The organism is Metabacillus hrfriensis (assembly GCF_030127205.1).
GTDB classification, from domain to species: domain Bacteria; phylum Bacillota; class Bacilli; order Bacillales; family Bacillaceae; genus Bacillus_P; species Bacillus_P dongyingensis.
In genome coordinates, this window is record NZ_CP126116.1 from 1,038,425 (window position 1) to 1,051,950 (window position 13,526).

The 13,526-nt window shown below is 39.7% G+C and carries 7 protein-coding genes; 6 read left to right on the top strand and 1 reads right to left on the bottom strand.

Translation table 11 applies throughout. The features are described from left to right. Positions 1-124: 124 nt before the first annotated feature. Entirely contained in the window at positions 125-1,411 is a 1,287-nt protein-coding gene (aceA, locus tag QLQ22_RS05255; protein WP_223440214.1) for an isocitrate lyase, read from the top strand. A gap of 729 nt (positions 1,412-2,140) precedes the next feature. On the opposite strand, the gene QLQ22_RS05260 is transcribed toward aceA, so the two are convergent. Beyond that, positions 2,141-2,374, bottom strand: coding sequence for an IDEAL domain-containing protein (locus QLQ22_RS05260; protein ID WP_101567527.1), 234 nt, complete (start codon positions 2,372-2,374; stop codon positions 2,141-2,143). A 453-nt stretch (positions 2,375-2,827) separates the two neighbouring features. On the opposite strand from QLQ22_RS05260, the gene QLQ22_RS05265 reads away from it, so the two are divergent. From QLQ22_RS05265 to QLQ22_RS05285, 5 genes are all read left to right on the top strand, one after another. After that, on the top strand, positions 2,828-5,539 hold the full coding sequence (locus tag QLQ22_RS05265; RefSeq protein WP_284016147.1) for an alpha-mannosidase: 2,712 nt from the start codon (positions 2,828-2,830) through the stop codon (positions 5,537-5,539). A gap of 14 nt (positions 5,540-5,553) precedes the next feature. Then, positions 5,554-6,873 carry a glycoside hydrolase family 125 protein gene (locus tag QLQ22_RS05270; protein ID WP_423246233.1) on the top strand — a complete coding sequence of 440 codons (1,320 nt, stop codon included), beginning with the start codon at positions 5,554-5,556 and terminating at the stop codon, positions 6,871-6,873. Between the two features lie 16 nt (positions 6,874-6,889). Next, positions 6,890-9,538 (top strand): endo-beta-N-acetylglucosaminidase, encoded by a 2,649-nt coding sequence (locus tag QLQ22_RS05275; protein ID WP_284016148.1) that lies wholly within the window; start codon positions 6,890-6,892, stop codon positions 9,536-9,538. A gap of 144 nt (positions 9,539-9,682) precedes the next feature. Continuing rightward, positions 9,683-10,318, top strand: coding sequence for a YesL family protein (locus tag QLQ22_RS05280; protein ID WP_223440217.1), 636 nt, complete (start codon positions 9,683-9,685; stop codon positions 10,316-10,318). Further along, positions 10,299-13,436, top strand: coding sequence for an alpha-mannosidase (locus tag QLQ22_RS05285; RefSeq protein ID WP_284016149.1), 3,138 nt, complete (start codon positions 10,299-10,301; stop codon positions 13,434-13,436). Before QLQ22_RS05280 ends, QLQ22_RS05285 begins: the two co-directional genes overlap by 20 nt. The last annotated feature ends 90 nt before the right edge of the window (positions 13,437-13,526 follow it).

The window sequence follows — 13,526 nt, forward strand, 5'->3', positions numbered from 1 at the left end:
AAATAAAAAATTCAAAAAATTTAAAAGAAAATGATTCCATTTTCAATTAATCTGTTATATATTAATACTATAAAATCTTAACTGTATTATAACAAACTAAACAAACTATTGGAGGGATCAGGAAATGACAAACGAAAGAGTACAAAAATTAAAAGAGAATTGGGAAATGGATGCAAGATGGAACGGAGTAGAAAGACCATATACAGCGGAAGAAGTAATTCGTCTTCGCGGTTCCATTGATATTGAACATACACTTGCACGCAGAGGTGCTGAGAAGTTCTGGAACCTGCTGCAGAAGGAAGATTATGTACATGCACTGGGCGCACTAACAGGAAATCAGGCAGTTCAGCAAGTAAAGGCAGGATTGAAAGCGATTTATTTAAGCGGCTGGCAAGTAGCGGCTGATGCAAACCTTTCAGGACACATGTACCCGGATCAAAGTTTATATCCGGCAAACAGTGTGCCGTCGGTTGTAAAACGAATCAATCAGGCTCTTCAGCGTGCCGATCAAATTCAGCATCTTGAGGGAGAAGGAAATATCGACTGGTTCGCTCCGATTATTGCTGATGCAGAAGCTGGCTTCGGCGGACAGCTGAACGTATTTGAATTAATGAAAGGAATGATTGAAGCTGGAGCAGCAGCGGTTCATTTCGAAGACCAACTGTCATCTGAGAAAAAATGCGGCCACCTCGGCGGAAAGGTATTGCTGCCGACACAAACAGCTGTAAAGAATTTAATTTCAGCACGTCTTGCAGCTGACGTTATGGGCGTTCCAACATTAATCATTGCAAGAACAGATGCAGATGCAGCTGACTTAATCACAAGTGATGTAGATCCTGAAGATCAGGCATTTATTACAGGGGAGCGCACACCGGAAGGCTTCTTCCGCACAGCTGCCGGCATTGATCAGGCAATTGCCCGCGGACTCGCTTACGCTCCGTATGCAGACTTAGTCTGGTGCGAAACGTCAGAGCCGAACTTAGAGCAGGCGCAGAAGTTTGCTGATGCCATTCATGCAAAATTCCCAGGCAAGCTGCTTGCCTACAACTGTTCGCCATCTTTCAACTGGAAGAAAAAATTAGATGAAAAGACAATTGCCCAGTTCCAAAAAGAAATTGCTAAAATGGGCTACAAATTCCAGTTCGTTACTCTTGCCGGATTCCATGCACTAAACTACGGCATGTTCGAACTTGCAAGAAAATACCGTGATCATGGCATGGCTGCTTACTCTGAGCTGCAGCAGGCTGAATTCGCAAGCGAGCAATACGGCTATACAGCAACAAGACATCAGCGTGAAGTTGGAACTGGCTACTTTGATGAAGTATCACAAACCATTACAGGCGGAACTTCTTCAACAACTGCATTAAAAGGTTCAACAGAAGCAGAGCAGTTCACGGGTGCTCAATCTTAATAGGACAGAAAAGCTGCCGCATCATTTTGGTGCGGCAGCTTTCTTTTCGTGTACTGGAATTTAATTTCGCTGTATTTTTGAGATCAAAGAACACATATGATGCGCTTCAACCGAGAAAATCTTAAATAAAGGTACCCATAAGAGCTGTATGATGCCCCAAAACCGGGAAAATCTTAAATGAAGGTACTCATAGGAGCTGTATGATGCCCCAAAACCGAGAAAATCTTAAAAGAAGGTACCCATAGGAGCTGTATGATTGCCCAAAACCGGGTAAATCTTAAAAGAAGGTACCCATAGGAGCTGTATGATGCCCCAAAACCGAGGAAATCTTAAAAGAAGGTACCCATAGGAGCTGTATGATGCCCCAAAACCGGGAAAATCTTAAATGAAGATACCCATAGGAGCTGTATGATGCCCCAAAACCGAGAAAATCTTAAAAGAAGGTACCCATAGGAGCCGTATGATGCCCCAAAACCGGGAAAATCTTAAATGAAGGTACCCATAGGAGCTGTATGATGCCCCAAAACCGAGAAAATCTTAAAAGAAGGTACCCATAGGAGCCGTATGATGCCCCAAAACCGGGAAAATCTTAAATGAAGGTACCCATAGGAGCTGTATGATGCCCCAAAACCAGGAAAATCTTAAACGAAAGTAATCAAAGAGGCTGTTTGCCGACCTCCGAATTTTCCATCAACAACATAAAAGCAAGCCCCGCTTCGGGGCTTGCTTTTAAATGATTAAACGCAGTTCTGCATATTCTTTGGCTAACTTTAAAAATAACGGTTTGTCATTGCGGTCCAAGGACTCATCGATCTTTTCCTGAAGGAGGGACAGTTTCCGGGTTAACACAGCTTCATCCAACACCATTTGAATGTAAATATCAAGTACGGTTTCCTGTTTCTTTTCCATCTTGAATGTGTTACGGGACTTCATGATCTCGGTATACGTTTTCCTGTTTTTCACGAAAGATCACCCCTGATGCCTTTTTTTAATTATATGGATAAAAGGCCTAGAAATCAACTAAATATTTATAATTTTTAGAAAACTTATTTCTCCAAATTCTGCAATTATTAAATGGAACCGAAACAGGAGCATGAAATAAATAGGTCTGTAAAGTATGGATGAAAAGATCTCATGATGATCTTTTTGCAGAAAAATAGTCATTTTAAGGCGAATGTATTGATTAACCATTAATTGAAGAGTTTTAAAGAGTATTGATTGAAACAGGCAGCCAAGCTTTGCTGTCTGTTTTATTTTGTTTTAATCACTCAATAGGAGATAGGCACTCTTGTGAACTTTTATTAGTTATGGTGGAAAAACCTTATCATTTCATATCGTTTCATTGACTCTACTTTTCAATCAAAATATTGTTAAGGTATTAAACGAGAAACCGCTTACAATAATGAGGTGAAAAAAATGAAAAATAAGAGAACAGCACATATCATATCACACTCCCATTGGGACAGGGAATGGTACATGTCTTTTGAGAAACATCGATATTATTTAGTGAAATTAATCGACGAACTACTTGAATTATTTCAAAAAGAACCAGATTTTAAAAGTTTCCATTTAGATGGACAAACGATTCTGTTAGAGGACTACCTTGAAATTCGACCTGAAAAAAGGGAAGAATTAAAAAAAGCAATAAGTGAAAAAAAGCTTCACATTGGACCATGGTATGTTCTTCAAGATGCTTTTTTAACAAGCTCTGAATCAAACATACGAAATCTTCTCTATGGCTTAAGGGATGCTAAAGAATTTGGATCGGTCTCAAAGCTAGGTTACTTCCCGGATACGTTCGGGATTTATGGTCAGGCGCCGCAGCTGTTAAAGCAAGCAAAAATCGAGACAGCTGCATTTGGAAGAGGTGTAAAACCTACTGGATTTAACAATACGGTGGAAGATGCAAAAAACTTCGAGTCACCCTTTTCAGAACTAAAATGGGAATCACCTGATGGTTCATCCATCCTTGGAATTCTTTTTGCGAATTGGTATTCAAATGGCAATGAAGTACCAGAGGATGAGAAGGATGCTCTTAGCTTTTGGAATACAAAAATTGAGCAGGCCATGAAGTATGCGGCGACTCCACACCTGCTTTTCATGAATGGGTGTGATCATCAGCCAGTTCAGCACAATCTTCCAGCGGCCATTTTAACGGCTAAAAAGCTTTTTCCTGACATCGATTTCGTTCATGCAAGCTTTGATGATTATCTGAAAAACCTTAAAGCATCTTTACCTAATGAATTACAGACAATCACAGGGGAGCTGCGAAACCAGCGAACAGATGGATGGTCTACACTTGTGAATACAGCTTCCGCAAGAATCTATCTCAAACAAATGAATCAGGAGTGTCAGGCGTTGCTTGAAAAAGCAGCCGAACCTCTTTCGGTCATGGCACATCTCGTTGGGTTTGAATATCCGAGTCACTTCTTAAACTATGCATGGAAAACATTAATGAAGAATCATCCGCATGACAGCATATGCGGATGCAGCGTAGATGAAGTACACCGCGAGATGGTAAGCCGGTTTGAAAAAGTTTTGCAGATAACTGAAATGATTGTACAAGAAAAAGGAAAAGAAATTGCTTCCCGTATTGATACAAGGATAGATAATGACTCAAAAACTTGTATCCCTATTGTTATTTTTAACGGATCGGGTTCGAAGCGTGAAGAAGTAATTACGAAAGAAGTTGAACTTGAGAAGATTTATTTTTCAGAAATGGATTTTCAGCAAATCCCAGCTTATTTTGCCGGGAAATCTATGCCAGAGCTTGAAGTGAGTGATTCGATGGGAATCGCAGTTCCAAGTGTCTATCATGATAAAGGTATCCGTTTTGGCTATGACTTACCTTCTGACGGCTTTAGAAGACCCTATTTTGCCAGGATTGCAGAACTCACATTTTTAGCTGAAAATGTGCCCCAAATCGGTTATAAAACGTATTACGTAAACCAAAGCGAAAATCCGGCTCAATTTAAACAGATTGACATTATGAATCATGACCGTGAAATGGAAAATGATTTTGTTCATATTAAAATCCATGAGGACGGCTCTTATACTCTTACAAATAAGAAAAGTGAAAAAACATATGAATGTTTAGGAATATATGAAAATACGGGCGATATTGGCAATGAATATATGTTTAAAAATACTTTGGACTCACTCCCGCTTACTACAAAGGGTCTGAAAGCCCAAATTAAAGTGCTGGAAAACAATAGCCTAAGAGCAAGGGTTGAAATGATCCACAAATGGGTGATCCCAAAGAGCGCAGATCAAGCATTTGAAAAGGAAAAAAGGATGTTAGTCTGGCACAAAAACAGAAAAGCGTCTCGTTCAGCGGAGACCGCAACTATTCAGATAAGAACCATTATGACGCTAGATCAAACATCAAGAGGACCATCCTTTCAGGCTTTTATTGAAAATCAAGCAAAAGATCATCGAATAAGAGTGTTATTTCCAACAAATATTCAAACGGACTCTCACCATGCAGACAGTGTTTTTGAAATCGTTAAAAGAAAAAACAGCCCTGAAATAGAATGGGAGAATCCTAGCTTTGATCATCATCAACAAGGTTTTGTCAGTATGTCAGATGAACGGAAAGGATTGACCATTGCAAATAAAGGCTTACATGAGTATGAAATCATAGAAGAAAACAAAACCATCGCCTTAACATTACTTCGTTCTGTCTCAGAGCTTGGGGATTGGGGAGATTTCTCTGCACCTGAAGCTCAATGTTTAGGGGAGAATGAAGCAGAATGGATGGTTATCCCTCATTCCGGTGATGTGATTACATCTGAATCTTATCATCTTGCCTATCAATTTCAGGCGCCATTAACGATGATTCAAACGGATCTTCACCATGGGGAATTGCCTAAGGATAACCATTTCCTCGAATGGAATGGTCCATCGCTTGCCATGTCGACTTTCAAGATGGCTGAAGAGGGCGATCATGTGATCACCAGATGGTTCAATACTTCAGATGAAAAAGTTGATTTAAAAGTAAACATGCCTCTTGTTAAACAAGGATTTGCCAGCAATATCATTGAAGAGAAGCTAGAAGTTCTGCAAAGCAACAACATTGAAATAGACTTAAAACCGTTCGAGATTAAGACGGTAGCCTGGACCCATTAAAAGGAGTAGATGATGTGAACGCAACGATACCTGAGTCAATGAAAAAACTCATTTCAAGAGTGAACGAACATTTTCCGAATGATAAAAAACTTCAGGAGATGTTTGCACAATGTTTTATTAATACCTATACAACAACTTTAAAACCGCAAGAAGATGGAACAACCTTTGTAATTACAGGTGATATACCTGCAATGTGGCTAAGAGATTCAGCAGCACAAGTGAGACCTTATCTCATCTTGGCTGAAGAAGATGAGCAAATCGCAGAAATGATTGAGGGGGTTGTTTCTAAACAATTCCAGTTCATTAACCATGATCCTTATGCAAATGCGTTTAATGAAACCTCAAGCGGTAAGGGTCACCAAGGCGACAAAACAGACATGACTCCTTATATTTGGGAAAGAAAATATGAAGTGGATTCCCTTTGCTATCCCTTGCAGCTTGCCTATCTGCTTTGGAAATCAACGGGACGCACTTCCCATTTTAACGATTCTTATCAAGCGGGATTAAAAAGCATTTTGAACGTGTGGAAGGTAGAACAAAATCATGAAAATAAATCAACATACCGTTTCGAACGTGAAAATGTTCGGCAATCAGACACACTCACGCGCAGCGGCATGGGATCAGAGGTAATAAAAACCGGTATGACTTGGAGTGCATTTCGTCCCAGTGATGATGCTTGCCACTATGGTTACCTTGTTCCAGCCAACATGTTTGCGGTTGTAGCTCTTAAATATTCTGCTGAAATTTGTCTTCAGGTCTTGCTTGATTCCGAACTTGCTAAAGAATGCATGCAATTGGCTTCTGAAATAGAGGAGGGAATAGAAAAATATAGTGTGATCAACCATCCTGTCTATGAAGAAATGTACGTCTATGAAACTGATGGCAGGGGAGGTTATAACTTAATGGATGACGCGAATGTTCCAAGCCTTCTCTCGATGCCATATTTAGGTTATTGCGATTTTAACGATCGAATCTACCAAAATACGAGACATTTTTTGCTGAGCCGGGATAACCCTTATTATTATGAGGGGAAAGCAGCAAGCGGAATTGGCAGTCCGCATACCCCAGATCATTATATATGGCATATCGCCTTAGCCATTCAAGGTATGACAGCACAAGAGGAATCTGAAAAACAAAGAATATTATCCGTTTTTAAAGAAACGGATGGTGATACAGGCTATATGCATGAAGGGTTTAACTCAGATGATCCAAAGGAGTACACAAGAGAGTGGTTTTCATGGGCAAACTCTATGTTCAGTGAATTTGTTTTAAGTCTTTGCGGATATACAGTCAAAGGAAGTCCGCTGAATCAATGGCTTCAAAATAAAGAATGAAGAGGGGATGTAAGGTATGGTTCGGTCTAAAAAGGGGTTATGTTCCATTGTCGTTTTTCTGTCTGTTTGTTTTGTGATCTTTATGCCATCCGGCAGCTTTGCAGCTCAGCCGGAATCATCTTATTGGTTTCCAGAACAACTCCTTAAATGGAGTCCTGAAAGTGATCCTGATGCTCCATTCAATCGAAGTACAATTCCTTTAGCAGATAGGGAGACGCTTTATAATGTCAACAGCAATGCTCAATCAGAAGCAAAACTTGTTGCATTATCAGCGTTAAACAAAAACACTAGCGGTGTACCTTCTCAAGGAGGGAAAGAGTTCTTTGCCAACACGTTTAGTTATTGGCAGTATGTCGATTTAATGGTGTATTGGGCAGGTTCATCCGGCGAGGGCATCATTGTTCCTCCAAGTGCAGATGTGATTGACTCTTCCCACAAAAATGGTGTTCCGATTTTAGGGAATGTTTTCTTCCCTCCTGCTGTATATGGAGGAAAAATAGAGTGGTTGAATCAAATGCTTGAGCAGCGCGCGGACGGTTCATTTCCTGCAGCAGATAAATTGCTTGAAGCAGCAGAATATTATGGATTTGATGGCTGGTTTATTAACCAGGAAACAGAAGGCGGAAGCCAAGAAACCGCTCTGAAAATGAAAGAGTTTCTCATGTACCTTCAAAAAAATAAAAAAGACGGCATGCACATCATGTGGTATGACTCGATGACAGAAGATGGCAGAATTAATTGGCAAAATGCCTTAACTGACAAAAATAATGCCTTTTTGCAAGATGGAAATAACCGGGTATCCGATAGCATGTTTTTGAATTTTTGGTGGAAAAACCAGGAAGCATCTAACTTGAAAGCTAAGGAAATCGGAAGATCCCCCTATGATTTGTATACGGGCATTGACGTGGAAGCAAAAGGAACACTAACAAAAGTTCCATGGAATGGAATTTTCCCGGAAGGAAAAAGTCCAAATACTTCTTTAGGAATTTATCGTCCTGACTGGACATTTAACTCTTCTAAAACGATGAATGAATTTTATCAAAAAGAACAGGATTTCTGGTCTGGCCAAAAAGGGGATCCTTCCAGTACGGATGGAAATGGCGATTGGAAAGGAATGTCTCACTACTTTACAGATAAAACGGCAATTACTCACTTGCCATTTGTGACTAATTTCAATACTGGCAGCGGACAATTTTTTGCCGTAGAAGGAAATAGGCTGAGTCATAAATCATGGAACAACAGAAGTTTGCAGGATATCCTTCCAACTTGGAGATGGCTCATTGAAGGAACACCAATCTCTGTTCAATTTGATTGGAACCAAGCGTATACAGGTGGAAGTTCTTTAAAAGTGTCAGGTGAACTAAACGGGAATGAATCATCCCATATTAAATTGTACAAAACAAAGCTTCCGGTTGAGAAGGATACGGAACTTTCGATTACGTATAAATCTGCAAAACCAAATATGAAGGTTGGCATCAGTTTCTTAGACAAACCGAATCACTTTGAATTTTTCGATGTGAAAAAAGAGGCAAAAGGAAAATGGGTAACTCAAAAGATTAAACTGAAAAGGTTTAAGGGAAAAGAAATCGCTGCCATCTCTCTCAAATTTGATCAACAAGAAGCCATCGATATTAATATTGGTGAGATAAAAGTCTCTAACAAAAAAGATGACATAAAAAAAGTTCATCAACCTGAAAATGTCATGATAAAAGAAACGGAATTCCAAAATGGGATTTATGCAAATGTTTCTCTGACTTGGGAAAGAAACAAACAAGCAGATTACTATGAAATTTATCGGGTGCTGCCAAATGGTGATAAAGAATGGCTAGGCGGAACTCCAAACAACTACTTTTATCTCTCTGATTTAAAACGAGAGGGAAAAGAGACGAAGACCGAATTGGAAGTAAAAAGTGTTTATAAAGGAAATCAGCGCAGCAAATCTGCTGAAGATGTATTTGACTGGCCGCCCTATCCAATGCCGAAAGCGAATTTCAGTTCAGATAAAACACTGGCAGCACCAGGTGAAGAGATTCAATTTATGAATCAATCATCAGAAGTGACAGAGGAACTTGAATGGCGTTTTGAAGGAGGATCACCATCCAGCAGCACAGACGCGAAACCTGTTGTTACGTATGAATCAGAAGGAACTTACTCTGTTACTTTAGTGGCGAAAAATAGTGAAGGGGAAGATATTGTCACTAAGGATGCCTATATTACGATCTCAAAAGAAGCAAATAATGTTACGAATGCAGCATTGAATAAGCAAGCTGCTGCTGATGGTCAATGTGCTTCATCTGAAGGTCCAGGATTTGCACTTGACGGTTCTAAATCCAGTAAGTGGTGTGCTCTGGGAGATGCACCTCATTGGTTAAAGGTGGATCTTGGCAAAAATTACGCACTTTCTAAATTCGTCCTTCACCATGCCGCAGCAGGGGGAGAACCAAATGCCTTTAATACAAAAGCTTTTAGAATTGAAGGAAGTACAGATGGGGAGAATTGGTCTGAAGTTGTTAAAGTGACAGATAACGCAGCAGATGTTTCCGAACATAGTATTCAATTGACTGAAGCAAGATATGTAAGGCTATGGATTGATCAGCCTACTCAAGGGGGAGACCAAGCAGCCAGAATCTATGAATTTGAAGTTTTTGGTTATCCTGCTCCATAGACAAGTATTAAGGGGAATCCATCAGGGTTCCCCTTAAAAGCAGAAGAACCGTGTGGCATAGCGGGGGCGGCGCTTTAGATAAACATAAATGAATATCGGAAACTTATATTCTGGTATCCGCCGAAAAAAGGAGATGACGGTATCATGGGCAAATTTGTCCAGGAAGCAAGTGAGTGGATTTGGAGAATTCTTGTCGCAAACGTGTTATGGGCAGGATTTACACTGCTGGGCATTGGAGTATTTGGTCTTTTTCCATCCACAGTTGCCTTATTTACGGTTACAAGAAAATGGGTACAAAAGGATTTGGATTTTTCTATATGGAAAGTATTTAAAGATACATTTAAAAAAGAATTTATGCCTGCTAACAAATTGGGAATTTTCTTTTTAGGCATAGGATCCTTTTTGTATATTGATTTAAAATTTGCTTTTGCCATGCAAGGAACGGGGTCTGTCATTCTCTATTTCTTTTTAATCTTTGTCTCCTTTTTATTTGTGTTAACACTTATTTATTTCTTTCCATTATATGTTCATTATCATTTATCTTTTTTTCAATACATCAAACAGCCATTTATTCTCGCAATTCTTAGTCCTAAAACGACTATATTGATGGGAATCGGTCTGTTTTTTATTGGATATTTGATTAAATCGATGCCAGGGCTGTTCCCTTTTATAGCAGGGGTATTTCCGGCGTATTGGATCATGCATGTTTGTTACAAAAGATTTACAGAGGTAAAAACCGGCATTGGAAAGGAGAATACCCTTGTTTTATACGGAAAATAAGCTTGAAGCAAGAATAAAGGAATTATCAGAATACCGGTACCGGCATAAACAGGAGATTTCAATCTTCAATTGTACGCAAGATACTGGGGAGATCGGAGCCTATCCGCCGGATAAACCATCAGGCAAGACAATTAGTATTGGAGACAAATGGAGAGGCCGGGATGTTTATTTATGGCTCCAGACAGATTTAGAGATTCCGGCAGAGTGGAACGGAAAAAAAGCAGTTGGATTATTTGACTTTGGCCGGACAGGTGGAGGAAATAATTCAGGATTTGAGTCTCTTTTATTTTTAAATCAAAAGCCATTTCAGGGAGTGGATTCTAATCATCAAGAGGTCTTTTTCCCAGAAGATGCTGCTGGTCATTCTATTCGGCTTGATTTTCGCTTATGGTCAGGACTTGAAGGGGGCGGACCGCAGAAAGAGCAGGAATATACGATTCGCACTGCTGAGATTGCATGGCTTGATGAACAAATAGATGATCTATATTTCACCTCACAAGCTATCTATGAAACAATTAAAGAATTAAGAGAAGAGGCTCCAGAAAAGCAGTTATTGTTAACGTCCCTGAACCAGAGCTACAAAGAAATTGACTGGACGGAACCTGGAAGCAGCTGCTTTTATGAGTCTTGTTATCAGGCCCGGGCCATACTTAATGATCGGTTGGAACAAATTGAAAAAAATCATTCTGTTACGATTCATGCCATCGGCCACACGCATATAGATGTCGCCTGGCTGTGGAGATTAAAACATACACGAGAAAAGACGGCCCGATCTTTTTCTACAGTCTTAAGATTAATGGAACAATATCCTGATTATGTTTTTTTACAAACGCAGCCGCAGTTATACGAATATTTAAAAACAGATTATCCAGAGATCTATGAACAATTAAAAATGCGGATTAACGAAGGAATGTGGGAAGCTGAAGGGGCCATGTGGCTGGAGGCGGATTGCAATATTCCAAATGGAGAATCTCTAGTCAGACAAATTTTATATGGCAGCAAATTTTTGAAAGACGAATTTGGGATTACATGTCGTTATTTATGGCTTCCAGATGTTTTTGGTTATAGCTGGGCTTTACCGCAAATCTTAAAAAAATCAGGTATAACCACGTTTATGACCACGAAAATCAGCTGGAATCAGTATAATCGGATGCCGCATGATACCTTCAGGTGGAGAGGGATAGACGGAAGTGAAATCTTGACACATTTTGTGACGACGCCAGAACCTTGGAATTCAGATGACTCTTGGTTTTATACCTACAATGGTTTGATTACTGCTAAAACAGTTAACGGAGCTTGGAAATCCTATCGTGATAAAGATATAAATCAAGACTTGCTTCTTTCATATGGGTATGGGGACGGCGGCGGCGGAGTCAACCGTGAAATGCTTGAATTTAGGAGAAGATATGACAAGATGCCCGGTTTGCCGCATGTAAAGCCTTCAAAAGCAGGTGATTATTTTACAAGACTTCATGAAAACATCCAAGCAGCAGAAGGCTATGTTCATGATTGGGATGGAGAGCTTTATTTAGAGTATCATCGTGGAACATATACAAGCCAGGCCTATAATAAAAAAATGAATAGAAAGCTTGAGCTTGCCTATAGAGAAACAGAATGGCTGCAAGTATTGCATGCCCTTCAAAGTGAATGGAGTCACTATCCGAAGAAAGAACTGGACCAGGGCTGGAAGATCATCTTGAGAAATCAATTTCATGATATTATCCCAGGGTCATCTATTAAAGAAGTATATGAAGACTCGAAACTTGAGTATGATGAGGCGTGGAAAAAGCATAAAAAATTTACAGACCATGCAGCAGCTCAATTAACAAGTTCAAACACGGGGAAGCATTACACAGCCTGGAATTCCTCACATTGGCAATGTGAGGAGCTGGCTTTCATCCCTTTTGATGATGATAATCAAAAGGAAGGGAACTGGCATGATGACAAGGGATGCGAATTAACTGCACAGCAAACAAATGAGGGATGGCTTGTTAAACTTACCAAAACCCCGTCATTTGGCGGAATAGCACTAGAATTTCGTGCATCTTCCTTGAAAGAGAAAAAGATCATAAAAGCACCATTTCAAATGAATCAGAATTCTTTATCCACACCTTTCTATGAGATTGCTTGGAATCATGCTGGCCAATTAACTCAAATATATGATGTGTCTGAAAAGAGAGAAGTGTTAGCGGAAGGTTCAAGGGCAAATGTCCTGCAAATTTTTGAAGATAAGCCATTAGCACATGATGCATGGGATATTGATCTCTTTTACCAGGAAAAAATGCAGGAGGTAACAGAACTTATTTCAATAGAATTGATCGAATGCGGTTCAATTCGCACGATTGTACAGTTTAATTGGAGCTTTAACCAAACAAAAATCAAACAGCAGATGATTGTTTATGGTCATTCCAAACGAATTGACTTTAAAACGCATATTGATTGGCAAGAACGCCGCAAACTTCTAAAGGCTGCCTTTCCTGTAGATGTCAGAACGACAGATGCGACTTATGATATTCAATATGGGAATGTAATGAGGCCGAATCATTGGAACACAAGCTGGGATATGGCCAGATTTGAAAGCGTTGGGCATCAGTGGGCAGATTTATCTGAAACAGGATATGGTGTAAGCTTGCTTAATGATTGTAAGTATGGTTACGACATTAAGGGAAATGTTCTCCGGCTGTCTTTATTAAAGGGTGCAATGTACCCTGACCCAACCGCTGACTGTGGAGATCATGAATTCACTTATTCGATCCTTCCTCATAAAGGAGATTGGCGAGAAGGCGGGACTGTTCGTGAAGCTTGGTTTCTGAATAGTCCGCTCCTTGTACATAAAGGTAAGTTATCGGATTGCAGCCAATCATTTCTTTCTCTGTCCTCTCAAAACTTGCATATTGATGCCGTAAAAAAAGCTGAGGAACATGACATGGTGATTGTTCGGTTGCATGAATTTGAAGGAAGAAGAGGCGAGGTTACTCTTTCCTCTGATTGGAAAATAGAAGAATGGCACGAAGTGAATTTACTAGAAGAGCCCCTGTCAAAGACAAAAAGAGGTTCAAGCGTCACATTTAAAATCAAGCCATATGAAATTAAAACCTTTGCTATCCGTTTCACATGAAGCCTATGAAAGCGTTTTAAGTTTCTTTATAATAGACGTAGTGCCATTTAAGGTACTGCGTCTGTTTTATCTTTAAAGTAAGATTGATCA